Below are 24,602 nucleotides of genomic sequence, written 5' to 3' on the forward strand. Positions count from 1 at the left end.
CTGCACTATCGCCCCTTCTTGCGCTTCGGCAATACGAAGGCCAACTCGGGATCCTTGGTCATCGCCACCGGAAACCAGTCCCGCAACTCGCGCGCCTGCAAGGACTGCAGGGGCCGTTCATGGGTCGCGGTGAAGTGGGTCCAGCAGGCGAAGGGAACGGCCGCCGCGCCCCGACAGTTCACGAGGTGCAAGTCGTGCAATGCCCGATCGGCGGCCGCTCGCGACTCATGATGCAGGAGGCTCAGGTACTCGGTGAGCGCCGCCTCGATCCAGTCCCGCTGGCCAAAGCACTGGCGGGCCACGTCGAGCATCTCGCCCGGCACTTCGCCGGCCAGCCCCAGGGCGGACCAAGCCTGCGCGATGGTCGCGCGGGCGTCGGCGGGACCGAGCCTGGGAATCTCGTAGCACGGCTCCGGGAAAAGATGGCAGTACGCAGCCGTGAGCGGGCTGTGCAAAATGGCCGACGTGACGAACACGGCGACGGGGACGCCCCAGTCGCGAATCTTCTCCAGCAACCCCCACACTGCCGTCAGGCCAGTCGACAGATGCTGGCTGTCGACGCCATAGACCGCCAGCAGGCCGACATGCAAGCCGGCCAACACCTGGCGCAGGTGGCCTTCCTGCGCGCGCAGGTTGGTAAAGCGCTCGCTGCGATAGAGTTGCGTGTCTTCGAGGTCGTCAATCGCGTCGCAGATGTTCAGGTAAAGATCGGCCGGGTACGGCCGCTCTGGCATACGCACCGGCAGCAGCCCAATCTGCTCGATACTGGCATCCGTCTCGTGGATGGTGCCGTCGGCCAGTCGTTCGAACACATGCTTGTGTTCGAAAAAGGGACCAATCATGGCCTGCATGGCCCGCAACAGCTTCGCCACCTGCATGGTGCAGGGCGCGCTGACGAGGAGCGACTGGGGGATGGCATGCGTGGCGTTGCTGCGCGCCAGCTCCCGGTGGCCCCAGCCGTCCCAGCCCACCGCACGCAGATAGGTCCGGTTGATCTCCGCCAGCGATTCGCCGTAAGCCGCCGTGGCAAGCCAGATCATGGTCAGCATGCGCTCGGCCACCTCCTGCTCGGCCGCCGTGGGCACAAACACGCGGCCCAGGGCATAGCGCTGCCGCACCCATGGCGGCAGGCAGGCGCTGACGGCCTCGGGCGGCTCGACCTGCGCCGCGTCGATCAGGCGTGCCGCAAGCGTCTTGCGCGGCTGGCCCGGAGTCGGCAAGCGATCCAGCAAAAAGCTGCGCGGCGTGAGATCGGTGAAGAGCCGGGATGGCGGCAGCGGCGCGGCGGGTATCGCCACGTCGATGCGCCCGCGCGTGTTCATGGCCCTCCTCTGCCAGTCAAAAGCGCCGGCACGGTCTGGGAAGATCCTCGCTCCAGCTTAGTGCAGCCACGGCGCGAGGCCCGAATGGCACCACCACACAGGCGGGTAAGGCGGCTGTAGCGCATCGCTACCGGCGGCGTAGCTCCCGCTAGTGGGGCGCACTGGCCCACCAGCGCCGCATCGCCCCGTGTCGCCGAACGGCTTCCGCGCGCACGTAGCGCGATGTGGTGGCCAGCGACGCGTGGCCCACGTTCTGCTGCACCACTTCGATCGGGACGCCCCCTGCCAGGGCATGGCTCACATGGGTATGCCGCATCCAGTGCGTACTGGCGCGTTGCAGGCGGGCGGCCGCGGCGGCATCGGTGGGTGCAAGATGCGCGGCACACTGGGCGAAGAACCGCTTGATCTGGCGATGAAACGTGCTGGCGGCGATCGGCGCGGCCGGATCGAAGGCCCCCAGGCGCGCCCAGGGCGTGCGCTCCGCCCGGTCGGTCGCCGCCCCCAGCAGCGCGGCCCCTGCTGCTTGCTGGGGGTCGTCGGGCAGGCCGCGGGCGCGCAGATAGGCGCGGAGCTGGGCGATCCGGCAGGCCGCCACGGGCACCTCGCGCAGGCGCCCGCCCTTGCCGATCACGCTCAGCCACCACGCGTCACCGGCATCCGCGCTCCGCTCGCAGTGCAGGTCATCCGTGGTCGCCGCAACCAGTTCCGACAACCGCAGGCCCGTCTCGTACAGGAACGGCAGGGCGAACTGCAGCCGCTGATTGACCGAGGAGGCCGGCAAGGCCGCCAGCTCTCCCCGCACAAACACCCACTGGTCCGTGGCGAAGCTGCGCCCCGGATCCAGGTGCGGACGCACCGCGCGTGGCGCCCGCACCGCGCGCCACGGGTTGCCACTCAGATACCCCTGGTCGACCAGGAACGCATACAGGTTGCCGAGCACGGCGAGCGCATAGGCACACGAGGCGGGCGAGAGCGGTCCGGCCAGCGGCCGCCACCGCGCGCTCCAGCGGGGCTGGGCATGCGTGCTGCACCAGTCGGGCGGCGGTGCGAGCAGGAAGGCCCGATAGGCCACGGCGTCCTCGATCGTCACGGACGACAGCGCGCAGCGCCGCGCGAGCACCGCCCACAGCAGGAATCGCTCGGCCTCCTTGCGGTACGCCCGTTGCGTGCAGGTGAGCGAACCGCTCTGGCCGTCGCCCTTGCTGGCGAGCCACGCCAGCACCGCGTCCCGGTCGTTATCGGCCGCCAGCCGGCACTGCGCGCGCGGACAGCGGTAGGCCCCGGCGCGCCCGTCGAGGGTCACGGGCGGCGTGAACCGCTCGAGCGGCACGAATGGACTGCACGCGTGCTCCGCCAGCGGCGGCGCGGCGCCATCGGCCACGGGGTCGGGGTCCGGTACCTCGCCTAACGTGTCCGCGTGCGCGCGCAGGAACGCGGTGATCGCCCGGGCCTTGCGCGCGCCGATGCCGCGCAGCGGACGCCACCAGCCGGGTCCCCGGGTCCGCAGGCAATGCACCAGGTCCCCCAGGGTCGCGAGGCGCGCCCGGTGCAGCCGGGCGGCCACGGCGTCGACCAGCCACGCCTCGCAGCCATCGGCGGGCGACACCGGCTGGGCGACTTGCGCCTCGAGCGCGTGGATGGCGTCAAGCTGGCGCTGCAGCAGATGCAGGCGCCGCCGCTCGCGCGAGCGCATCGTGCCCCCGGGGGGTGCGGAGGGCGAATAGGCCGCCGCCCACGCCGCCAGCTGCTCGGCCTCGCCAAAACCGTCGAGCCCCTGCGCGGCCACGAAGGCGGCCAGGGTGGGGGGAGCATCCGGCGATGGCGGCGGTGCGAGCTCCAGGCGCAGCAGCCGGGCCCGGGCGAAGTCGCCGCCGCGCGCCGCCGCCGCGCCCAGTTCGGCACGCACCCAGGCTGCCATGCGGTGTACGCGCGGGCCGTCGTCGAAGGCGCCCGCGTCGCCCAAATAGCGCGCCCACATGGCACGCGGCGACAGGCCCTGCGCCACCGCACGCAGGAAGGCGAAGTGGCCGCGGTGCAGGCGCGGGCGCAGCACGCTGTAGGGACCACGCGGCGGTGCGGGCGCAGGCGAGTCAGGGGGCACAGACGCGGCCATGGCAACTCCAGGCGTCGGAGAGCGCACGGCACGGGCGGGATAAAGCACGCAGGCCGCAAGTGTCGGCCAATTTACGATAGCAGATAAGCAGAGTTATCCTGCAGTGGACCCGCGCATTTTGGGGGCCGCGTTGCACCCCAACCCGTTAGAGGTGATTTGAGAGTTTTTGCGGCAGAGTTTTTGAGCGCAGCAACCCTGCGCGAACTGTAGGTTGTTGCATTTATTTCGTCGCCGATGGCCTCACGTCGCGCTGTACGGTACGCGAGATTCTCTTCGTGAGAGCTGACGTCGGCGCAGCCTCCCGTCGCCGTTTAAGTCACCGCATCTTGGTGCTGACGGTGCTGACGAACCCGATAGCCATCGGGTACAGGGAACGACGCTGCCTACGTTAGCAATAAGGTTCAAAGCGCCTGGGTTCGCTCAGCACTGTGCCGCCGGTGACCGCTTGAACCGCAAGGTAGTACTCCGTCACCGCCAGCATTTGGAGTCCACCTGCTTCCTTTACGAAACCCTCAGGCACATCCGGATCAGACGTCAGACACCTCTTCTCCGCTTTCATTTCTTTCATGCCCCAGTTGACATAGAAGCGGAGTCGATCGGCCTCCTCCTTGAATCCGGTGAGTGCTGTGACCAATGCGTCCGAATCCAGCTCGAAAAGCGGTACCTCATCAATACGGTGAAGCGCCCGGCTGAATCGATCCGCATCGTAACTCTGGGCAAAGGCCACAAATCTAAAATCTGGACTTTCGCCCTCGAACTCGACAGACACGTCCAGACACTACTGGTAGAGGGCGTCCGCGATCGCCTTGACGGACGACCAGCGTCGCTTGAGCCGATCGCCTTCCAGTTGCCCCGCCAGTCGTCTGCTTTCGTTCACTTGACGCATGGCGAAGTAGCTTGCACCCAGTATGGTGGCGACCGAGCCCACAGCCTGAAACCAGGCGGCGACGGTCTGGCCGTCTTGACTACCGGGAAAGAACGCGGCGAGTTGGAGCGAAATAAGCGTCAAGGCCATAACGGCAGAGATAGCCATGAAGGCGCTACGATTTGCAGACACCCAACGTTTAGCCCCTTCAAGTACGGACATCTGTGATCTCTCCTATTTGTTCGCGGCAGCCACGCTAGGCCCCTCCCGACGATGGCGATAGACCACACTCACGGCGACGGCCGATCATGAAATCTCGTCGGACGCCGCAAGTGCGCCGATACCGGGAATTATCCTGCAGTGAATCCGTGCATGTCGTCAGGCTGGTCACGCCCAATGCTAGATCTCTCGGAGCTGTCCGAAGTCCAAACTTTCGATGCGCTGCTTCGTTTCAGCTCAATAGTCAACGGTCAGGGATGGTTGCACGTGGGGCGAGAGCATATAAGCGACTTTATCGGCGCTCTCTTGCCGCTGGGCGCAAGTTGGCACGTCTTCTGCAGCGGAGCTACCGGTCAACGACTTCAAAACACCCTACAAGAACTCTGCGTGTCCCACCATCAGCTGCTTGCTCACGAAGCGAGCGGACCGACATCGCTCCACGTCATCACGCCTCCCGACTTGACCGCGTACAGGACTCCGAATCCATGATGACGGTAGCGGAGTAAGACAACGGCCGATTCACCACCAAGTGAACTCACGCAAAAACGACCCGGCGTCGACGCCTAACGCCTGCAGCCAGTCGTGGAGTTCGACGACATCTAGTCGACGCTCCAGTGACTCGACCTTTGAGACGAATGATTGCGGTCGACCTAGTGCATCCGCCATGGACTGCTGGGTGGTCCCTGTAGATTTCCGGAGTTCAATGAGTTTGCGAACTATCGCTTGATAACGATCGTCGTGGATGGTTTTCATCCCCGCGATGCCATCATCTAATTAGAAATATCCCAAAACGGGATAATGTTCGCAGATTCCGGTAGAATGCACACTCACCAATGGCTTAGAGCAACAAGCGCTCACAACAGTCCACGTACCAGAAAGATATGCTACTGCTAGATTCCACTTGGACTGATCGAACGCCGGCCCTGCGCACGATGGCGTACCCGTTCATTCCCTTTCGCTATGCTGCGCTGTGTGGCCGCCTGCCGTGCTTTCTCTTGAAGCTGCGAATCGGTCCCAAGCACGATTCTGTCATACAGGCTCTTTTGATTTCCGGCGTTTCTGATTTGTTTGTTGTGCTTGAAGACCCTGCGTACTGCCGCGAAGGGAACACACTTTCGATACTCCATTTCCCCGAGCCCATGGAAGGAGAGTCGCCGCACCTCGAGCACGTTGCCGCCCTCAGGGTTTACTTGGCAGACGGTCGAGAAGTCGTTTGCTACGAAGACTTTGAGGGTCTGGAGCACTATCTGTTTCCGGAGGACACCGGCTTGCTCTGTCGCGACGGAACGGTGGGCGAGTATTTGTTTGCTACCGGGAAGGCCCAATAGCCTGTCGCGCCGCGCCGGCGTAAGTTCAATGAGTGGGACTGCCTACGCATGGACAAGCTAGATCGCCGTCAATTGAGACACTGCGTACCAGTCATCAATTCGGGTGGCCGCCCGGCCTATGTGCCACTGTCTTCGGTACCTCAACCTTGGCAAGATGAGCTTAGGGACATCATAAGGCGTGAACAGGTACCCATATTTTCCCTAGAGGGTCGCGGCGACTGCATGTTCGTTTGGGACTGGTCAAGCTGGCTCGATGATGAACTCTTCTGTCCTTTCTAGCGATGGTTAAGCGCCGCTGGAAGCAAGAGTTCCGTGAGAGGGACAGCCTACGCATGGACAAGCTAGATCGCGATCGTTTGGGATGCTGCGTACCGATCATCAGCTTTGAGGGCCGAACCGCCTGTGGGACTAGTTTGCCTGACTAAAAGGACCTCGTTGGAACCCAACGTGTGAACGCTCAGGCGCAATCCGTAGCAATCTCAGTAATATCAGCGCCCGGTGATATCAAAAAGAGCACAGATGGACACATTTTACGTTCCTTTAACAAGGTGCGAACATAATGAATTGGTGATGTCGGTACTCGAATGCACCAATCATTGCCAACAATGATGTGTGAAATTATTGGCATTTTTGTCGTTGTGCGTGACAAATAATCGGCGACAAAAAATGGAGAAGGTCGGTACGGCCGCCTCCAGCAAGGCGTGGCGGGCGATTGAACACCCTCCGTACCGACCTCAATGTCGCGACGTACCAACCTTATTGTCGCGATACACCGCTCATGGCGAGCGGAGCCCGAATCACCTCAAATACTGAAACAGGTTCATCCCCTGGATCTGCATGAACGATTGCTGGGCGCCCTGGAGTGCAGTCTGGCGCTGGTAGTACTCGGTGATGGCCGACGCGTAGTTCAGGTCCTGCAGGTCGGACAGCGCGGACTTGCTGTTCAGGTCGCGGTTCTGGCCGATCGTGTCCAGCGCGTCGAGTTCCTGCATGCGCGAGCCCACCGACGACCGGACCGTCAGCACGTTGTCGAGCGAGTTGCCCATCTGGCGAATGCCGGTAGCCAGCACGTTCTGCAGGTTGGCGTTGGCGGCATCCGTGTTCGCGCCGGTGTCGATCGGCTTCTTCAGCGCGCTGATGACGTTCTGCAGGTTCGCGAAGATGTCCGCGCCGGCCTGTTGCGCGGGCACGGCCGTTAGCGAATCGCCAGCGGCCGGCGTGCCCTTGACCGTGAACGATACGCCGCCCACGTTGATGGGCGTGCCATCAGAGTAGGGCTGCGCCGTGCCAATCGCGGTGCCCGTGGTGGCGTTCGACACCTGGTACTCCATTGCCCCGGTCGTGGCATTGGGCTGGAAGGTCAGCTTCAGCGGCGTGCCATAGAGCGGGTTGGTCGGATCCGAAACGGAGATCGGCCCATACGTGGCGGTACCGGCGTTGCCGGCATTGCCATTGAGCACGTAGCCGGCGTTGGTCGTCACGCTCATGAAGACCTCGGCGCCGGTGTTGCCCGATTCCATCTGGCGCGCGACGTCAACCTGCAGCAGCTGATGGCTGTTGTCGCCCTGGTACACAGCCGCGCCGGCGGCGTTCTTCGCAAACGGTACCGTGTTGGCCTGCAAGCCCGCGAACAGGTAGTTGCCGTTGCCGTCGTCGGCGTTGGCCAGGCCCATAAGCTGATCGTACTGCCCCTGCAATGCCGTGGCCAGCGACGCGCGGTCGGTGTCACTCATCGTGCCGTTACCGGCGTTCACCAGCAGCGACTGGATATTCTGGATCGTGGTCGTGACCGACTGGAGCGTGTTCTCCTCCAGGCCCAGCGATGCATTCGCCTGCTTGCGGGTCGTGGCGTACTGCCCGTTCACGGACTGGGCCTGGGCGACACCCAGTGCGCGCGTGGCAGCCACGGGGTCATCAGACGGTGTCAGGATGCGGCGGCCGGTGCCAAGTTGCTGTTGCACATACAGCAGCTTGGACTGCTGGTTGTTCATCGAGGCCAGGCCTTGCTGGTACAGGGTGGAGGTAGCGACGCGCATGGCGTGATTCCTTCGTATCCGTTTGAACTAACTGTCAGTGGAGAACGTGGCCCGGTCAGCCGATGCTGAGGAGCGTGTCGATGATCGTGCTGGCCGTCTGGATGACCTTCGCATTCGCCTGATAAAGCTGCTGGAACTTGAGCAGGTTCACCGTTTCCTCGTCCATGTTCACGCCGGACACCGACTGCTGCGCCGACGTAACCTGCGTGGTGATGCTGTCCTGCGACTCCGAGGCAATGCTTGCCGACTTGGCATCGCTGCCCACCTGGTTGACCAGCGACGCATAGGCGTCGTTGAAGCTGGACGTGCCGTTGATCGTCTTGGCGGTCTGCAGCTTGGCCAGCGCCAGGGCGTTGCCGTTGTCAGCCGTCGCGCCGGAGTTGCTCGACAGCGTGAACGTGTCGCCCGCCTTCGGCGTGCCGTCGAAATGGAAGGTCAGCCCACTGAAGGTGTAGTCGGTGCCGGTACCGCTGGCGGCAGTGCTGGTCGGGGTCACTACGTTACCCAGGGCATCGGTGAACGTGTAGCCGGCGCCCGTGTAGGTCGCCGTGATCTTGCCCGACAGTTGCGTGAAGCCCTGCGCCACGCCGCTGAGCTTGGCCGTGCCGGATCCGGTGTTCTGCGTGCTGGCGTCGGCGCGTGCCGGCGAAGCGGCGGCCACCTTGGCCGGGTCCGTGATCAGCGTGCCGAAGCCTGCCGCGGCATTGCGTGTCGGCTGGATCAGGAACGAATCGTTGGCGCTCATCGGTCCGTTGAGACTGACGGAAATGCCGTCCGCGGAAATGCCGCTCAACGAGGTCGACGTCGCCACGACGGTGTTGTCCGACAGACGCGTCAGCGAGTAGTTCGTGCCGTCGAACTTCAACGAGTAGTCGCTGGTAGTCAGGCTGCCGGCGTTGGTGATCGTGGCCGTGGCGACCGCGTTCGACTTATTGTTCGCGTTCGCGTACGTCGTCGGCTGGCCCAGCGAGAAGAGATCGGTGCCCGTTGCGCCGTTCAGGTCGATACCGAGCTTGTGCTGGTTGTTGAACACCTGGCCAATCGCCAGCGACAGGCGGCCGATGGCGTTCTGCGCCTGGTCGAGCGACTGGCTACGGAAGCGCAGCAGCCCGCCAATCGAGCCACCTGTCACCGAACCATCTTCCGACTGCACCGTGTTGCCGTTGGGCAGCGTGTAGCCGATCGTGATGCGGCTCGGGTCCGCGGCCGACGGCACTGCGGTCATATCGTACGATTCGGAGCCCATCACCAGCGGCTGGCCGTTACCGACGAAGACGTTATACGTATTGCCATCCTGCACCACGACCTTCGCGCCCACCAGCTTGGTCAGCTCGGACACGGCCTGGTCGCGCTGGTCCAGCAGGTCGTTGGGAGGCTGTCCGCCCGATGCGGCGGTCAGTTGCGAGATCTGCTTGTTCAGGCTGGCGATCTGCTTGGTGTAGTCGTTAACCTGACGCACCGACGACGTGAGCTGCGTGTTGATGCCGTCCTGAAGCTGCTTGAAGTAGTCGCTCGACGCCTTGACCTGGCCGCTCAGTGCCTGGGCGGCGGACAACATGCCTTGCCGCGCCGCGGTGTCGCCCGGCGTGTCCGATACCGTCTGCACGGCGGCAAAGAACTTCTGCATCAGCGGGGCCAGGCCCGCGTTCTGGTCAGCCAGCAGGTTGTCGATCTGGGATATCTGGCTCGAGAACGTGGACAGCTCGCTGCTGGCCGATGTGGCCGTGCGAAGCTGGCCGGTCAGGAAACCGTCGTAGACGCGCTGCACGGTAACAGTGCTGGAGCCCTGGCCGAAGAATCCGGAGCCCGTGAACTGGCCGCCGGCCGACGCGATGATCGTGCTCTGGCGCGTGTAGCCCGGAGTCGCGGCATTGCTGAAGTTGTGGCCAGTGGTCGTCAGCGCGTTCTGCGCCACGTTCAGGCCCGACAGACCGATATTAAACAGAGACATGTTTGTCTGACTCCGGATCGAATGGCAAGCCGGCGGCACACGGCCGACGGCGGTGGATGTGCTGAATAACGGCCGGAACGTCGCTCAACTTTAGCGCTGTGAATCGTGAAGATGCGGGGTAGTTGTGAGCGCGTACTCTCGTGAAGAATTGCTTCCACAAACGCCAATAGCGCGACTGACAAGCGCCGCGCCATGCAGGTTCACCGATTGTTTTCTCCCCTCGCCCACAACGCGGCATAGGGGACCAACCCGCTATCGCAATGCTTCAGGTTGAAACCTTCTTCATGATCCGGACGAGCTTCTCGCCGTAGGCCGGATCGGTGGCATAGCCCGCGCGCTGCAAGCCGTGGGCGGCCTCGTCGGCGCTGTTTGCCGCCACCACGCCCGCGTAACGCGGGTTGGAGGTCAGCAGCCGCGCATAGTCATTGCAAGCCTCTTCGTACGAGCCATAGGCTCGGAAGCGGGCACGCACCTTCTGCGGCTGGCCATCGACGTATTCGGTGGTCAGTATCTCCGTCGTCGGGCCCTTCCAGTTCGCACCGGCCTTGATACCGAAGACGTTGAACGACGTCGAGCCATCCGCATTAAGGATCTCGCGACGTCCCCAGCCCGATTCGAGCGCGGCCTGGCCAACGATCAGCTTGGCCGGCACGCCCGATGCGCGCGACGCGACCATGGCCGGGCCCGCCATGCGGTTGACGAAGCTGCTGATGTGTTCGGGTGTGTCGTTGGGCAGTTGTCCCAGTTGGGACTGGCCATTGCCCTGCCAGTCGGCCTGATTCTGGTACTGGCGCACGCCGGCGGTCGGGTTCCACGCCGGGCCGGGCAACGTCGTGCCCACCGGCAATGCCGGGCCATCGGCATCGGTCGCGCCACGGCCGTCAAGCAGCCCGGCCATCTGGGCATCCTGGATGCTTGCCGCGGTGACCCCGCCAGCCGTAGCCATGTTCGGCGGCAGTTGCTGGCCCGTGGCGCGCGCAAGCTGCCGGATCATGACATCGGCCAGGCCGATACCACGTGTGGAGAGCTGTTGCGACAGCTGCTGGTCCATCATCGACATGTAGAGCTTGGTCTGCTCGTTGTCGAAGAGGCCGTCAGACGGCGTCGCGTCACGCATGCTCTTCAGCACCATGTTCGTGAACACGGCTTCGAACTGCCTGGCGGCGGCCTGCAGCGAACCGCTGTTGTTGCCGGCGCGCGCCTGGTTCTTGAGCGCCTCGAACCCTTGCGTGTCGAGCGCGAAGCGCTGCGAGATATCGGACTGCCCGGAGAGCGTCGCGCCCGTCATCAGATGATCTCCAGCTCGGCGCGCAGGGCGCCCGCGGCACGCATGGCCTCCAGGATCGTCTGCAAGTCGGCCGGGGTCGCGCCAAGCGCGTTCAGGCCCTTCACCACTGCCGCCAGCGATGCGCCGGCCTTCACGATCTGGAGTGATCCACCGCCCTGCTTCAAGTCGATCTGCGACACCGGCGCCACCACGGTCTGCCCCTGGCTGAACGGCCCCGGCTGGCTGATGACCGGCTGCGTATTGATCACGACCGACAGGTTGCCGTGCGCGATCGCGCAGTCTTCCACGGTCACGGCCTGGTTCATCACGATCGAGCCGGTGCGGGCATTCAGGATGACCTTGGCGGCGGCCTTGGCCGGCGTCACGTCGAGGTTCTCGATCCGGGCCATGAATCCCACGCGCGCCGAGGGCGCCTGCGGCGTGCGCACCTGCACCACGCGGCCATCCATGGCGGCGGCAGTTCCCGCGCCCAGATTGCGGTTGATCGCCTCGACCACGCGCTCGACGGTGCCGAAGTCGGTGTCCTTGAGCTCGAGGTTCATGAAGCCGCCTTCCGGCTGGAAGGAAGGCACGGCGCGCTCTACGATGGCGCCGTTGGCGATGCGGCCCACGGCGAGCTGATTGATCTGCACCTTGCTGCCGTTGGCCGACGCACCCGCGCCGCCCACCAGCATGTTGCCCTGCGCCACGGCGTACACCTGCCCGTCGATACCCTTGAGCGGCGTCATCAGCAACGTGCCGCCACGCAGGCTCTTGGCGTTACCCATCGACGACACCACCACGTCGAGCTGACTGCCAGGCTGTGCGAACGCCGGCAGCGCTGCGGTCACCATCACCGCCGCCACGTTCTTGAGCTGCATGTTCTTGCCCGCTGGCAGCGTGATGCCAAGCTGCGACAACATGTTCTGCAAGCTCTGCGTGGTGAACGGCGTCTGCATGGTCTGGTCGCCGGTGTTGTCCAGCCCCACGACCAGGCCATAGCCCACCAGCGGGTTGTCGCGCACGCCCTGGAACGTCGCCAGGTTCTTCAGGCGTTCCGCATGTGCGTGGCCAAAGCCCAGGCCCAGGAAGAGCGCGAGCAGCAAGCCAGCAAGAAAGACCGCACGACCTGAGCGGGAATGAAGGCCGGGCGGGGTGCCCAAAAGCGAGCCTGGCTTGTGGAAAGGCATCGGAGGCAAAAACATGGCGGAATCAGAACGGAAGGACATTGAGGAAGAAGCGCTGCAGCCAGCCCATGTTCTGTGCTTCGTCGATATACCCCTTGGCGGTGTACTCGATACGCGCGTCCGCCACCTGGGTGGAGAGCACCCCATTGTCGCCAGTGATCGTGCGCGGATTGACCACGCCCGAGAAACGAATGAACTCCGCGCCCTGGTTGATGGCCATCTGCTTTTCGCCGGACACCACCAGGTTGCCGTTGGGCAGCACCTCCAGCACGGTCACCGTGATGGTGCCGTTGAACGTGTTGTTCGCGGAGGACCCGCCGCTGGCCTTCAGCGTGTTGGTACCGCCGATGTCGGCGTTCGAAGCGGAGCTGAACAGCCCAGCCAGCGCGCGCGGCACCGCGTTGAAGCTCAGCGTGCTGTTGCCGGCGCGGCTGGCGTTGGAGCCCGAGTTCTTGCTGGCGTTGATGTTCTCCGTGATCACGATGGTCAGGATGTCACCAACATTACGTGGCCGCCGGTCCTCGAACAGCGGATTGCCCGCCGCGTAGGAAGACGCAAAGATCGAGCCCGTGGGCGCGCTCACCGGGCGCGATTCGGCGCGCGCTGTGGTGGGCAGTTGCACGAGCGGCTCCTTGGGCATCATCGCGCAGCCGCCGCTGGCCAGCGCGGCCAGGCCGACGATGGCGTGTGCGACGAATGCGACGATGCGAGAGCCAGAGCGAGTGGCGGCCATGGTCATTGCCATTTATCCCATCTGGGTCAGACGCTGCAGCATCTGATCCGACGTCTGCACCGCCTTGCTGTTGATTTCGTACGCGCGCTGGGTCTGGATCATGCTCACCAGTTCTTCCACCACGTTCACGTTCGACGCTTCGACGTAGTTGTTCTGCAGCGTGCCTGCGCCGTTCAGGCCCGGCACCGTGGTATTCGGCGCGCCCGAGGCATCGGTCTGCACGTACAGGTTCTCGCCCATGCTTTCCAGCCCGGTCGGGTTCGGGAAAGTGGCGAGTTGAAGCTGGCCCACCGTGGCTGCGTTGGTCGAGCCCGGCTGCATCACGGTCACCGTGCCGTCACGCGCGATGTTCACCGAGGTGTAGTTGGCCGGCAGCGTGATGGCCGGATTGATCACGAAGCCGCTCGACGTGACCAGCTGACCGTTCTGGTCCACCTGGAACGAACCGTCGCGCGTATAGGAGGTGGTGCCGTCTGGCATCGTCACCTGGAAGAAGCCGTTGCCGATGATGGCCACGTCCTTGGCGTTGCCCGTTTGCTGCGGGTTGCCTTGCGTGTGGATACGCTCGGTTGCCACGGGACGCACACCGGTACCGATCTGCATGCCGGACGGCAGCACCGTCTGGTCCGACGACATCGCGCCCGGTTGGCGGATCGTCTGGTACATCATTTCCTCGAACACGGCGCGGCTGCGCTTGAAGCCCGTGGTGGACACGTTGGCCAGGTTGTTCGAGATCACGTCCATCTGCGTCTGCTGCGCATCAAGACCGGTCTTGGCAATCCAGAGAGAGCGGATCATGGTGTTCCTTGTCTTAGCTTATCCGCGCCGGCTTCAAGCCCGCGCGCTTCAATTGTTGGAGAGCAGCGCGTTGGCCCGCTGATCGTTGCTGTCGGCGCCCGTGATCATCTTCATCTGCATTTCGAAGCGACGCGCGTTGGCGATCATTTCCACCATGGACTCGACCGGGTTGACATTGCTGCCTTCCAGCGCGCCGGAGATCACGCGAACGTTGGGGTCCTGCTGAAGCGGGTCCACGCCCGGACGCAGGCGGAAATAGCCGTCGTCACCGCGCGCCAGCCCTTCGGGCGGCGGCGTGACGACGCGCAGCTTTCCTACCTGGGCCAGGCCGTTCGCGGCCTCGCCCGGGCCACGCGCGGTCACGGTTCCGTCGGTACCGATCGACACCGTGGAACCGGGCGGAATCCCGATCGGACCGCCGTCGCCCATGACCGGCAGGCCCAGCGAGGTCTGGAGCTGCCCGTCCGGCGACACCTGCAGCGATCCCGCTCGGGTGTATGCCTCGGAGCCGTCCGGCATCTGCACCGCCAGCCAGCCGTTGCCCTGCAGCGCCACGTCCAGGTTGCGGCCCGTATAGCTGAGCGGACCGGCTTTCATGTCGGCGCCTGGCGTCGAGGCCAACGTGAAGGCGCGTGTCTGCGTCTCCTGCCCCACCACCGGCACGGCGCGGTACATGTTGACCTGCGCCTTGAAGGCCGTTGTGGAAGCATTGGCCAGGTTGTTCGATACCGCGGCCTGCTGGTCGAGTATCTGCTTGGCGCCCGACAGGGCGGTGTAGATCATGCGGTCCATGACGCTGCTTGAAGTTCAGGCTGAGATCAGAGGTTCACCAACGTCTGCATGACCGTGTCCTGCGCCTTGATGGTCTGCGCGTTGGCCTGGTAGTTGCGCTGGGCGACGATCAGGTTCACAAGCTGGCCGGACAGGTCCACGTTCGACTCTTCCACCGAGCCCGACTGCAGCGTGCCCATCGAACCGCCGGCCACGCCGAGCAGTTCCTGGCCCGAGGCGCCGGTGGCGGACCACACGTTGTTGCCTTCCGGCTTCAGGCCTTCGGCATTGCCGAACGCGGCCATGGCGATCTGGCCCAGCGACTTCGTCTGCTCGTTCGAGAACGAACCGAGAATCGTGCCGTCTGACTGCACCGAGAAGCCCAGCAGCGAGCCCGACGTGAAGCCGTTCTGCACGATGCTCTTCGGGTCGTTGTCCGCGCCGAACTGGGTGGTGCCCGACAGATCCAGCGTAGCCGTCATCGCGGCGGCGCCATTGGCGGCCGGCAGCGTGACCGTCGGCATCGTGGTGGCGCTCGGCGCCTTGAGCATGCCGTTCGCATCGAACGACAGCTTGACCGTCTGCAGCACGTTGCCGGACGCGTCGGTCACGTTCATGTCCCAGTCCGTGCCGCCGAATGCGTTGGGCGGTGCCGGGGTCGTCGCCGGGATGCTCTTGCCGAAGTACGCGGTGAGCTGCTGCTTGTTGCCCAGCGAGTCATACACCGTCATCGCCGTGCTGTAGTTGAACATGGTCGAGTTCGGCAGCACGGGCGGCGTGGCGCCCGGCGTGCTGACGAACGCGTTGGTCGGTACCGTGCTGCGCGAATCGAGCTGGAACTGAGCCTTGATGTTCGTGGTGGCCTGCGGCGGCATCTGCGCATTGCTGATCACGATCGGCTGCGGCGCCACACCGCCGGCCGTGGTGCCAGCCGGGTAACCGGTGACCTGCAGGCCCGACGCATTGACCAGGCGGCCATCGTCCAGACGCTGGAACTGGCCATTGCGCGAGTAGTACACCCCGCCGTCCGTGCTGGCCAGACGGAAGAAGCCGTTGCCGTTACTGATGGCCACGTCGAGGTTGCGTCCGGTCGACGAGATATTGCCGTTGGTGAACGACTGCACCACCGAATTCACGCGCGTGCCCAGGCCGATCTTCGAACCTGCGTAGACATCCGCGAACTGCGCGGTCGATTGCTTGAAGCCAACCGTGTTCGCGTTGGCGATGTTGTTGCCGATCACGTCCAGGTTGGACGCCGCGGCGTTCAGGCCGCTTACCCCTTGACCAAAACCCATGATTAACCCCTATGTAGGCTGTCGTTCGTGAAATGCCCGCGCGTATGCCGGACCGGGTGATATGTAGATGCGTTCAGGAAATACGGCGTACGTCGTCGACGCTGGCAGTCTGGCCGTTGCCGAGGTCGACCAGCACGCCCGAACTGTCGCCGCTGATCGCTTGCACCTTGCCGTAGACCAGCGACACCGGCTTCACGTCCTTGCCGTTGGCTGTCGCGGCCACCTTGAAGCTGTAGTCGCCATCCGCGACGGCGTTGCCCTGGTCGTTCTTGCCGTCCCAGGCGACATCCTTCACGCCAGCGGTCTGGCCCTTCATGTCGATCGTGCGCACCACGTTGCCGCTGGCGTCGAGCACCTGCACGGTCACGCTGTCTGCGGTCGAAGGAATGTCCACGCCAATCTGGCCCGGCACGCCGCCGGACACGCTCACGGCAGAGCCCGGCACCATCACGGTCTTGCCGATCAGGTTGGCGGAGTCCATCGCACGGCTGGCAGCGGTCTGCTGCAGCAGCTGAGTCATCGTGGTGTTCATCGTCTGCAGGCCGCTGACGGTGCTGATCTGCGCGAGCTGCGAGGTGAGCTGCGAGTTGTCCAGCGGATTGAGCGGGTCCTGGTTGTTCATCTGCGTCACCAGCATCGTCAGGAACTGGTTCTGCAGATCGGCGGCGCTGGCGCTGCCGTTCTGCAGCGCCTGGTTCACGGCCGAAGTAGTGCTGCTGCCAACGTTGGAAGTGGTGGTCATGGTGGGTTCCGGCTAGTCCTGGAGATTCGGAAGGTTGGGCTTCACTGACCGATGGTCAGTGTCTTCAGCATCATGTTCTTGGCGGTGTTGAGCACCTCGACGTTGGCCTGGTACGAACGCGATGCGGAGATCATGTTGACCATCTCTTCCACCGGATTCACATTGGGCATCGTCACGTAGCCGTTGGCGTCCGCGAGCGGATGGCTCGGGTTGTGCACCATGCGTGCCGGCGCGGTGTCTTCCATCACCCCAGCCACCTGCACGCCGCCAACATCGCTCTGGCCGGGCGTGGGCGCCATCTCGAAGATCACCTGCTTGGCGCGATACGGCTGCCCGTTCGGGGCCACCGCGCTGTCCGCGTTGGCCAGGTTCGAAGCCGTCACGTTCATGCGTTGCGACTGCGCGGCCATCGCCGAGCCCGCCACATCGAAAATGCTCATCGTTCCCACGGCAGTCTCCGTCAGCTCTGGATCGCGGCCAGCATCGTCTTGATCTTGGAACTCATCACCGTGAGGCCCGCTTCGTAGTGGACGGTGTTGTCGGCAAACGCCACGCGCTCGGTATCCATTTCAACCGTGTTGCCGTCGATGCTCGACTGCAGCGGAATGCGGTAGTCGAGTTCATGGCCGGTGGACGTGGGCGCCTGCCCCGGCAGGTGACGCACGGACGTGGTGGACAACGACGTGCCCTCGCTGCGCTGGCCGCGTTCCACCGACTGGGCCAGCGTGCTGGCGAAGTCGAAGTCGCGGGCCTTGTAGCCCGGCGTGTCGGCGTGCGCGATGTTCGAGGCAATCACCGATTGCCGCTGTGTCCTCAGGCTCAGGGCGTCCTGCTGGAAGCGGAACGCTGCGTCAAGTTTGTCCATGATGTCTGCCTTTCCTGCGTGGCTTCAAATGGCTGCATTACGGGGAGAACGCCGTCGCGCCGCCAGGTATACGTGTCCGGCACCGCAGTCGGGCTTCTTCAGGGTTGCCATCTTAGGGGCCGGGTTGTCACGCCAATCGCTGGAATAGGGACGGGAAACCCGCGCATTTCCGCTGCGGTCTCTCGCGACACGCTGCCTACAATGAGCCCCACTGAATGACAACGGCGCATCGCGCACGGGCGGCGCGCCACACTTACATCCTTGCTGGGATGAACGCCATGAATCTCTATCGCCAGGCCGCCGCGCTGTTGGCGCTGGCCGGCATTGCCATGAGCCAGCCAGTGCTGGCCGCGCCCGCCGTTGCCACGCCTGTGACGGCACAAACCCCATCCACACCGTTTGTCGATGACCCGGCCCGCGTGGCCGTGGAGCAGTTCCTGCTGCGCCAGGCCATCGGCCTGCCCGGCAAGGTCAGCGTCCAGGTGGGAACGCCCTCGGGCGGCCGCGCGCCGGAGTGCGTCGATCCGCAACCGTTCCTGCCGCCCGGCGCGGCGCCTTATGGCCGCGTCAACGTGGGATTGCGCTGCGGTGGCGACCGGCCGTGGACCCGCTACATGCAGGCGCGCGTGTCGGTGCTCACTGACTACTATGTGGCCGCGCGCGCGATGGGCCCGGGAGAAACCATTACCGCCGCCGATCTCGAGGTCCGTCAGGGCGATCTGGCCATGCTGCCGCGCGCCGTGGTGACCGACCCGTCGCAGGTGGACGGCGCCGTCTCCGCCAATCGCATCGCGGCCGGTTCGCCGATGCGCACCGACCTGGTCCGGAAGCCGATTGCGGTGAAATCGGGCCAGACCGTCAACGTGACCGTGGAAGGCGATTCGTTCCAGCTCAGCAGCGAAGGCAAGGTGCTGACCGACGCCGCCACCGGCAACATGGTCCAGGTGCGGCTGCGCAACGGCCAGGTCGTCAGCGGGCTGGTTCGCAGCGGCGATACGGTCGTGCTGCAGCAATAAGTCGATGAAAATTGCGGCTTCGGCACTTTTCGCCGTGGCCTGAAGTCACCGGAAGTTAGTCGTCACACGGGCTGGAGGCCTTGGCACAACAGGAAAATGGCAGCGTCACAACCGGCACGGGCCGGGCGTGCGAAAATGCCGCGGAACTGTCAGGCGATCGCGCCGCACCACACCGGAAATACCTAAAGTTTCCGGCGGCGCATCCGATAAGCCAGAGGAACCCAGCAAGGATTTCACCGTGAAGATCAACAATTCCCCCTCGTCCCGGCCCGCCGAGCCGTCGGCATCCGAAGGCGGCGCCCGTCCGGCCGCCAGCGGTGCCGCCGCGTCGTCGGATCCCACCGCCCTGACCGGCGTGCGTGTCAGCCCGCTGGCCGCGCAGGTTCGGGAAATCGGCACGCGCCTGCTGCAGGACAGCGACAGTGATATCGATGTCGCCAAGGTTGCGGAAGTGCGCAAGGCGATTGCGGAGGGCCGGATCCAGATCGATCCCAGCAAGATTGCCGACGGCCTGCTCGCATCGCTTCATGAGCTAAGCCAGGGCGGCAGCAAACCCTGAACTTCACATGACCCAGGCAGCCCTGATCCAGACCCTTTCGATTGAAGCCGGCGCCATTGCGGCCTTTGGCCGCGCCCTTGCGGATGAACGCGAGGCTATCAAGCGACAGGACTTCCAGGCATTGACCGATCTGCTCGGCAAGAAGATGGAACTGGCTCAGGCGCTGACCCGCGCCACCGCCGCGCGCGAGGCGCAGATGATCGCGCTGAAGCTGCGCGTGGGCGCCGGCGGACTGCTGATCGGCGGCCCGCTCGAACCCGGCGTGGCCGAAGCGTGGCGCAAGGTGGTGTTCTTTGCCCACAAGGCCCGCGACGCCAACGAACTCAACGGTGCCATCGTCAACGCGCACCTGGAATTCACGCAGGAAGCGATCCAGGTACTGCGCCAGGGCGGTGCCGGCCCGAACGAAATGTACGGCCGCAATGGCAAGGCAAGCGCCACCGCAGGCGGCGTCAGTCTGGCCGCTGGCTGACACACACCTCGACCGCGACGGGTGCGGCCCCGCACCCAGGTATTCCTGCGCCGGGATGTAAACATTGCGGAACCCGGGTTCCGCTCTATACACTCGAAGCGTTCACTTTTCGGTGATCGCCATGTTCGAGGCCCTGCGAAAGACAACCAGCGCGCTGTTCGACCCCGACCGACGATTCCGTCAGGCCCGCATCTTTCACGCCATGCGCGTGGCGCTGGCCCTGCTGGTCTCGATTGCGCTCACCACCGGCATTCACATCCCGCACGGTGAGTGGGCCACCATCACCGTTCTGGTCGTCATCGGCGGCCTGCAGCACCACGGCAATATCCGCCGGCGCGCCGCCGAGCGCGGCGCCGGCACGGTGATCGGCGCATTCCTCGGGCTGCTTCTGATCCTGCAGGAAGCCTATTTCCACATCCCCGTACTTACCTGGCTGCTGCTGGCCGTGATCTGCGGCTACTGCGCTTACCACGCCGTGGGCAAGGGCGGCTACATCGCGCTGCTGGCGGCCATTACCGTCGTCATCACGGCAGGCCATGGCAACCAGCATGTCGAGGATGCCCTGTGGCGCACGCTCGATGTGCTGATCGGCACGGTGATCGCGCTGGCCTTCTCGTTCGCGCTGCCTGCCTATGCGTCCTACTCCTGGCGCTTTAAGCTGGCCGGCATGCTGCGGAGCTGCGCGGCCGTGCACGCGAAGATCGCGCGCGGGATGCGGGACGAGAAAGAGCGGCAGCAGGACATGATGAAACTCTCGGCGTCGCTGGTGCAGTTGCGCAGCCTGATCCCATCGGTCGCCAAGGAAACCGGCGTGCCAACGGCCGATCTCGAAGAGGTACAACACAGCGCGCGGGTCTGCATCAGCGCGCTGGAAATGCTCGCGGCCATCGACCCCGTGGCGGCCGAGCCGACGGACGAGGAACGCCACATCCGCGATCTGCTGCTGGAAATGGCCAGCGCGCTCGAGTCCGGCGACGAATCCATGGTGCAACTGAACCTGCCGCTGCCCGAACCGCATCCGGATGACCCCTCGATCGGCCACAGCTCCCATACCTTCCTGACGCTGCACCTGGCCGCCGAGATCGGTCATCTGCGCGATCACCTTGCACAAATGGCCCGGCAGAGCCGCTTCCCGTACAACGGCACGCACTGAGCGACCGGCCCGTGATGTGGATTCCAGTGAATGCGTCTGGCCGCCCATCCAAATCGTAAAAATGAACTTTGAGTCACACGGATGAGGTGTTATTCCCGAGTCCGCCAGTCGGACTCTTCTATAAGATATAAGAATGATGGTTTTTCATCGATTCCTGTCATTGGCTAAATCGATGATTTTGAACGCAAATGGCAGCATGAAGACGGGGTGATAGCCAGACCGATGGTGAATGCGGCTGCATACATTGCGTAAATTTCACATGAAGGATTGCACCTCCGCCATGCAAAATCAGGCAAAATTCGAGTCTTGCCTCGAACCGCGACCCGGAAGAGGCATTTCCCAACCCGAATCTGATGCGAGATAAGCGATGAGCAACCAGCAGCCAACCATCATTTACACCCTAACCGACGAAGCTCCGCTGCTGGCCACCAGTGCCTTCCTGCCCATCATCCGCACGTTCGCTGGCCCGGCCGGCGTGAACGTCGTGACCAGCGACATCTCGGTCGCTGGCCGTATCCTGGGCGAATTCCCCGAATTCCTGACCGAAGCACAGCGTGTGCCGGACAACCTGGCCGAACTGGGCAAGCTCACGCAAGACCCGGACACCAACATCATCAAGCTGCCGAACATCAGCGCCTCGGTGTTCCAGCTCATCAGCGCGATCAAGGAACTGCAGTCGAAGGGCTACAAGATCCCCGACTTCCCCGAAGATCCGAAGACCGAAGAAGAGAAGGCCATCCAGAAGCGCTACTCGAAGTGCCTGGGCAGCGCCGTGAACCCGGTCCTGCGCGAAGGCAACTCGGACCGCCGCGCGCCTGCCGCCGTCAAGAACTACGCCCGCAAGCACCCGCACAGCATGGGCGAGTGGAGCATGGCCTCGCGCACGCACGTCGCCCACATGAAGCACGGCGACTTCTACCATGGCGAAAAGTCGATCACGCTGGACGGCGCACGCGAAGTCCGCATGGAACTGCTGACCAAGAGCGGCAAGACCATCGTGCTGAAGCCGAAGGTCGCGCTGCTGGACGGCGAAGTCATCGACAGCATGTTCATGAGCAAGAAGGCCCTGCTGGACTTCTATGAAGACCAGATGGAAGACGCGCGCAAGACTGGCGTCATGCTGAGCCTGCACGTGAAGGCGACGATGATGAAGGTGTCGCACCCGATCGTGTTCGGCCACGCCGTCAAGGTCTTCTACAAGGATGCGTTCGCCAAGCACCAGAAGCTGTTCGACGAACTGGGCGTGAACGTCAACAACGGCCTGGTCGACCTGTACACCAAGATCGAAACGCTGCCGGAATCGAAGCGCGAGGAAGTCATCCGCGACATGCACGCCTGCCACGAACATCGCCCGGAAATGGCGATGGTGGATTCGGCCAAGGGCATCTCGAACCTGCACGCGCCGAACGACGTGATCGTCGACGCATCGATGCCGGCCATGATCCGTATTGGCGGCAAGATGTGGGGCGCGGACGGCCGCACGAAGGACACGAAGTGCCTGATTCCGGAATCGACGTTCGCCCGCATCTATCAGGAAATCATCAACTTCTGCAAGACCAACGGCGCGTTTGATCCGGTGACGATGGGCACGGTGCCGAACGTCGGCCTGATGGCCCAGAAGGCCGAAGAGTACGGTTCGCACGACAAGACGTTCGAGATCCCAGAAGACGGCGAAGCCCGCATCGTCGACAACGCCACCGGCGAAGTGCTGACCGCCCTGACGCAGCAGGTTGAAGCAGGCGACATCTGGCGCATGTGCCAGGTCAAGGACGCTCCGATCCGCGACTGGGTGAAGCTGGCCGTCACGCGCGCCCGCAATTCGGGCATGCCTGCCGTGTTCTGGCTGGACCCGTACCGTCCGCACGAGGCCGAGCTGATCAAGAAGGTGGAAACGTACCTGAAGGATTACGACACCAACGGTCTGGAGATCCAGATCATGTCGCAGGTTCGCGCCATGCGTTACACGCTGGAGCGCGTGATCCGCGGCCTGGACACCATCTCGGTGACCGGCAACATCCTGCGTGACTACCTGACCGACCTGTTCCCGATCATGGAACTGGGTACCAGCGCCAAGATGCTGTCGATCGTGCCGCTGATGGCGGGTGGCGGCATGTACGAAACCGGCGCGGGCGGTTCGGCACCGAAGCACGTCGCACAGCTGGTGGAAGAGAACCATCTGCGTTGGGACTCGCTGGGTGAATTCCTGGCCCTGGCCGTGTCGCTGGAAGAGCTGGGCATCAAGTCCGGCAACGAACGCGCCAAGATCCTGGCCACGACGCTGGACGCCGCCACCGGCAAGCTGCTGGACAACGCCAAGAGCCCGTCGCCGAAGACCGGCCAGCTCGACAACCGCGGCAGCCAGTTCTACCTGGCCATGTACTGGGCCCAGGAACTGGCCGCGCAGAAGGGCGACGCCGAGCTGGCGAAGATCTTCGCGCCGCTGGCCAAGACGCTGACGGACAACGAGTCGACCATCATCGGCGAACTCGGCGCTGTGCAGGGCAAGCCGGTGGACATCGGCGGCTACTACATGCCGGACGCCGCCATGCTGGAAGCCGTGATGCGCCCGAGCCAGACGCTGAACTCGGCGCTGGCGGCAGTGAAGGCCTAAGTCGCGCTCGCCTCGCCGCTGGCCCGGTAGTTCTGGCTGGCGGTGGTGGTTGAAAACAGAAAAAGCCCCGGAGCATTCCTGCTCCGGGGCTTTTTCTTTGATGCTCTGCCGACTTAGGGGCGGGCTAACGCGCCGTCGGTCCCCACCTCGCGATCACGCCATCGCCGCCTGAATGGCCTCGGCGCAGATTGCCTCGTGCCGATCCGCCGAGCCGAAGATCAAATCCGCAACAATGGCGCGCTTGTAGTAATGGCCGATCACGTACTCATCGGTCATGCCGATGCCGCCGTGCAACTGAATGGCCTGCCCGCAGACGTACCGGGCAGCACGGCCGACAAACGCCTTGGCCTGCGAAACCCGGTGCAACAGCGTGGCTTCGTCCTCATGGTCGATGGCTGCCAGCAGCGAGAACAGCATCGAACGCGCCAGCTCCATCTCCGCGGCCATGTCGGACATGCGGTGTTGCAGCGCCTGGAAGCTGCCGATGGGCACGCCGAACTGCTTGCGCACCTTGAGGTAATCCGCCGTGACCGCGACGGCTTTCTCCATGCCGCCCACGAGCTCCGCGCACAGCGCCGCCGTTGCGTGCGCCAACCCGTGGCGCAGCGCACGCAAGCCTTCGCCAGGCTCGCCGAGCATGGCCGAAGCCGGCACGCGCGCGCCATCGATTTCCAGCTCCGCCGCCCATGTGCCGTCATGTAGTGGCAGCGCATGGCACGTCAGACCCGGCGTGCCGGCGTCGACGAGAAAGAGCGTGATCGCGGACGGCTCCCCACTATCTGCAAGGCGCGCCGACACGATGAAGGCATCGGCATCCACACCGCCCAGCACCAGCGTCTTGGTGCCACGCAACGTGTAGCCGTCCGGGCCAGCCTCGGCGCACGTCGAAACGATTTCCGGCATTCCACGCGCATCGGCCTCGCTGTACGCAAGCGCGTAGCGCCGCGCCCCTTCGGCCAATGGTGGCAGCAGTGCCTCTCTCTGGCTCGGCGTGGCTGCGGCCAGCAGGGTCTGCGTGGCCAGCACGCCGCTACCCAGAAATGGCTCCAGCACCAGGCCACGCCCGAGTTCCTGCGCGATCAGGGCGGTGTCGATCACCGAACCGCCCAGGCCGCCGCAAGTCTCCGGCAGCGCGGCGGCCAGCCAGCCGTTCTCGGCAAAGGTCTGCCAGTGACGGGTACCGCCAGTCTGGCCCGCCTGGATCAACGCGGTGCGGGCTTCGAATGCATATGCCTTCTCGACGAAGCGGCGGGCGCTGTCCTGCAGCATTTGCTGCGCATCATTCAGCTTGAAATGCAT

23 protein-coding genes are annotated in these 24,602 nt (G+C 64.2%); 6 read left to right on the top strand and 17 right to left on the bottom strand.

The features are described 5' to 3' along the window. Positions 1-5: 5 nt before the first annotated feature. The 5 genes from RN01_RS12915 to RN01_RS12935 form a co-directional block, all read right to left on the bottom strand. Positions 6-1,322: a hypothetical protein gene (locus RN01_RS12915; protein ID WP_017511010.1), complete on the bottom strand. Its 1,317-nt coding sequence runs from the start codon at positions 1,320-1,322 to the stop codon at positions 6-8. A gap of 148 nt (positions 1,323-1,470) precedes the next feature. Next, a complete protein-coding gene (locus RN01_RS12920; protein WP_017511009.1) occupies positions 1,471-3,435 on the bottom strand; it encodes a phage integrase family protein in 1,965 nt (654 codons plus the stop codon). Positions 3,436-3,823: 388 nt separating this feature from the next. After that, entirely contained in the window at positions 3,824-4,204 is a 381-nt protein-coding gene (locus RN01_RS12925) for a hypothetical protein (protein WP_017511008.1), read from the bottom strand. Positions 4,205-4,213: 9 nt separating this feature from the next. Next, entirely contained in the window at positions 4,214-4,522 is a 309-nt protein-coding gene (locus RN01_RS12930) for a hypothetical protein (RefSeq protein WP_017511007.1), read from the bottom strand. Between the two features lie 516 nt (positions 4,523-5,038). Further along, positions 5,039-5,272 (bottom strand): helix-turn-helix domain-containing protein, encoded by a 234-nt coding sequence (locus RN01_RS12935; protein ID WP_017511006.1) that lies wholly within the window; start codon positions 5,270-5,272, stop codon positions 5,039-5,041. 128 nt (positions 5,273-5,400) lie between these two features. Between RN01_RS12935 and RN01_RS12940 the strand changes: the two genes are divergently transcribed. Further along, complete coding sequence (locus RN01_RS12940; protein ID WP_017511005.1) at positions 5,401-5,847, top strand: hypothetical protein; 447 nt, start codon at positions 5,401-5,403, stop codon at positions 5,845-5,847. A gap of 797 nt (positions 5,848-6,644) precedes the next feature. On the opposite strand, the gene flgL is transcribed toward RN01_RS12940, so the two are convergent. The 11 genes from flgL to flgB all read right to left on the bottom strand — a co-directional run bounded on the left by flgL (position 6,645) and on the right by flgB (position 17,495). Further along, positions 6,645-7,883: a flagellar hook-associated protein FlgL gene (flgL, locus tag RN01_RS12945; RefSeq protein ID WP_011518262.1), complete on the bottom strand. Its 1,239-nt coding sequence runs from the start codon at positions 7,881-7,883 to the stop codon at positions 6,645-6,647. 55 nt (positions 7,884-7,938) lie between these two features. Then, a complete protein-coding gene (gene flgK / locus RN01_RS12950) occupies positions 7,939-9,834 on the bottom strand; it encodes a flagellar hook-associated protein FlgK (protein ID WP_017511004.1) in 1,896 nt (631 codons plus the stop codon). A gap of 265 nt (positions 9,835-10,099) precedes the next feature. Continuing rightward, positions 10,100-11,122, bottom strand: a complete 1,023-nt coding sequence (gene flgJ / locus RN01_RS12955) for a flagellar assembly peptidoglycan hydrolase FlgJ (protein ID WP_017511003.1) — start codon at positions 11,120-11,122, stop codon at positions 10,100-10,102. Then, positions 11,122-12,306: a flagellar basal body P-ring protein FlgI gene (locus tag RN01_RS12960; protein ID WP_024570478.1), complete on the bottom strand. Its 1,185-nt coding sequence runs from the start codon at positions 12,304-12,306 to the stop codon at positions 11,122-11,124. The genes flgJ and RN01_RS12960 overlap by 1 nt, the downstream gene beginning before the upstream one ends. Positions 12,307-12,313: 7 nt before the next feature. Continuing rightward, entirely contained in the window at positions 12,314-13,027 is a 714-nt protein-coding gene (gene flgH / locus RN01_RS12965; RefSeq protein ID WP_011518258.1) for a flagellar basal body L-ring protein FlgH, read from the bottom strand. A gap of 6 nt (positions 13,028-13,033) precedes the next feature. Then, entirely contained in the window at positions 13,034-13,819 is a 786-nt protein-coding gene (gene flgG / locus RN01_RS12970; protein ID WP_008641159.1) for a flagellar basal-body rod protein FlgG, read from the bottom strand. A 48-nt stretch (positions 13,820-13,867) separates the two neighbouring features. After that, positions 13,868-14,611: a flagellar basal-body rod protein FlgF gene (gene flgF / locus RN01_RS12975; protein ID WP_011518257.1), complete on the bottom strand. Its 744-nt coding sequence runs from the start codon at positions 14,609-14,611 to the stop codon at positions 13,868-13,870. 26 nt (positions 14,612-14,637) lie between these two features. After that, positions 14,638-15,885: a flagellar hook protein FlgE gene (gene flgE, locus RN01_RS12980; RefSeq protein WP_011518256.1), complete on the bottom strand. Its 1,248-nt coding sequence runs from the start codon at positions 15,883-15,885 to the stop codon at positions 14,638-14,640. 73 nt (positions 15,886-15,958) lie between these two features. After that, positions 15,959-16,627 carry a flagellar hook assembly protein FlgD gene (locus tag RN01_RS12985; protein ID WP_017511001.1) on the bottom strand — a complete coding sequence of 223 codons (669 nt, stop codon included), beginning with the start codon at positions 16,625-16,627 and terminating at the stop codon, positions 15,959-15,961. Between the two features lie 41 nt (positions 16,628-16,668). After that, positions 16,669-17,076 (bottom strand): flagellar basal body rod protein FlgC, encoded by a 408-nt coding sequence (gene flgC / locus RN01_RS12990; RefSeq protein WP_011518254.1) that lies wholly within the window; start codon positions 17,074-17,076, stop codon positions 16,669-16,671. An 11-nt stretch (positions 17,077-17,087) separates the two neighbouring features. Next, positions 17,088-17,495 (bottom strand): flagellar basal body rod protein FlgB, encoded by a 408-nt coding sequence (flgB, locus tag RN01_RS12995; protein ID WP_024570479.1) that lies wholly within the window; start codon positions 17,493-17,495, stop codon positions 17,088-17,090. A gap of 275 nt (positions 17,496-17,770) precedes the next feature. Between flgB and flgA the strand changes: the two genes are divergently transcribed. The 5 genes from flgA to RN01_RS13020 all read left to right on the top strand — a co-directional run bounded on the left by flgA (position 17,771) and on the right by RN01_RS13020 (position 23,303). Further along, positions 17,771-18,508: a flagellar basal body P-ring formation chaperone FlgA gene (gene flgA, locus RN01_RS13000; protein WP_024570480.1), complete on the top strand. Its 738-nt coding sequence runs from the start codon at positions 17,771-17,773 to the stop codon at positions 18,506-18,508. 238 nt (positions 18,509-18,746) lie between these two features. Then, complete coding sequence (gene flgM / locus RN01_RS13005; protein WP_017510998.1) at positions 18,747-19,067, top strand: flagellar biosynthesis anti-sigma factor FlgM; 321 nt, start codon at positions 18,747-18,749, stop codon at positions 19,065-19,067. Positions 19,068-19,074: 7 nt separating this feature from the next. Beyond that, positions 19,075-19,539, top strand: a complete 465-nt coding sequence (locus RN01_RS13010) for a flagellar protein FlgN (RefSeq protein WP_008641151.1) — start codon at positions 19,075-19,077, stop codon at positions 19,537-19,539. Between the two features lie 121 nt (positions 19,540-19,660). Then, positions 19,661-20,692, top strand: coding sequence for an FUSC family protein (locus RN01_RS13015; RefSeq protein ID WP_017510997.1), 1,032 nt, complete (start codon positions 19,661-19,663; stop codon positions 20,690-20,692). Positions 20,693-21,059: 367 nt separating this feature from the next. Further along, positions 21,060-23,303, top strand: a complete 2,244-nt coding sequence (locus RN01_RS13020) for an NADP-dependent isocitrate dehydrogenase (RefSeq protein ID WP_024570481.1) — start codon at positions 21,060-21,062, stop codon at positions 23,301-23,303. A gap of 153 nt (positions 23,304-23,456) precedes the next feature. On the opposite strand, the gene RN01_RS13025 is transcribed toward RN01_RS13020, so the two are convergent. Next, entirely contained in the window at positions 23,457-24,602 is a 1,146-nt protein-coding gene (locus RN01_RS13025; protein ID WP_017512619.1) for an acyl-CoA dehydrogenase family protein, read from the bottom strand.

This window comes from Cupriavidus sp. SHE (assembly GCF_000812445.1).
GTDB lineage: Bacteria > Pseudomonadota > Gammaproteobacteria > Burkholderiales > Burkholderiaceae > Cupriavidus > Cupriavidus metallidurans.

Coding starts and splice junctions, on each gene's coding strand:
- RN01_RS12915 (WP_017511010.1), bottom strand. CDS start 1,322: ATGAACACGCGCGGGCGCATCGACGTGGCGATACCCGCCGCGCCGCTG.
- RN01_RS12920 (WP_017511009.1), bottom strand. CDS start 3,435: ATGGCCGCGTCTGTGCCCCCTGACTCGCCTGCGCCCGCACCGCCGCGT.
- RN01_RS12930 (WP_017511007.1), bottom strand. CDS start 4,522: ATGTCCGTACTTGAAGGGGCTAAACGTTGGGTGTCTGCAAATCGTAGC.
- RN01_RS12935 (WP_017511006.1), bottom strand. CDS start 5,272: ATGAAAACCATCCACGACGATCGTTATCAAGCGATAGTTCGCAAACTC.
- RN01_RS12940 (WP_017511005.1), top strand. CDS start 5,401: ATGCTACTGCTAGATTCCACTTGGACTGATCGAACGCCGGCCCTGCGC.
- flgL (WP_011518262.1), bottom strand. CDS start 7,883: ATGCGCGTCGCTACCTCCACCCTGTACCAGCAAGGCCTGGCCTCGATG.
- flgK (WP_017511004.1), bottom strand. CDS start 9,834: ATGTCTCTGTTTAATATCGGTCTGTCGGGCCTGAACGTGGCGCAGAAC.
- flgJ (WP_017511003.1), bottom strand. CDS start 11,122: ATGACGGGCGCGACGCTCTCCGGGCAGTCCGATATCTCGCAGCGCTTC.
- RN01_RS12960 (WP_024570478.1), bottom strand. CDS start 12,306: ATGTTTTTGCCTCCGATGCCTTTCCACAAGCCAGGCTCGCTTTTGGGC.
- flgH (WP_011518258.1), bottom strand. CDS start 13,027: ATGACCATGGCCGCCACTCGCTCTGGCTCTCGCATCGTCGCATTCGTC.
- flgG (WP_008641159.1), bottom strand. CDS start 13,819: ATGATCCGCTCTCTCTGGATTGCCAAGACCGGTCTTGATGCGCAGCAG.
- flgF (WP_011518257.1), bottom strand. CDS start 14,611: ATGGACCGCATGATCTACACCGCCCTGTCGGGCGCCAAGCAGATACTC.
- flgE (WP_011518256.1), bottom strand. CDS start 15,885: ATGGGTTTTGGTCAAGGGGTAAGCGGCCTGAACGCCGCGGCGTCCAAC.
- RN01_RS12985 (WP_017511001.1), bottom strand. CDS start 16,627: ATGACCACCACTTCCAACGTTGGCAGCAGCACTACTTCGGCCGTGAAC.
- flgA (WP_024570480.1), top strand. CDS start 17,771: ATGAATCTCTATCGCCAGGCCGCCGCGCTGTTGGCGCTGGCCGGCATT.
- RN01_RS13010 (WP_008641151.1), top strand. CDS start 19,075: ATGACCCAGGCAGCCCTGATCCAGACCCTTTCGATTGAAGCCGGCGCC.
- RN01_RS13015 (WP_017510997.1), top strand. CDS start 19,661: ATGTTCGAGGCCCTGCGAAAGACAACCAGCGCGCTGTTCGACCCCGAC.
- RN01_RS13020 (WP_024570481.1), top strand. CDS start 21,060: ATGAGCAACCAGCAGCCAACCATCATTTACACCCTAACCGACGAAGCT.
- RN01_RS13025 (WP_017512619.1), bottom strand. CDS start 24,602: ATGCATTTCAAGCTGAATGATGCGCAGCAAATGCTGCAGGACAGCGCC.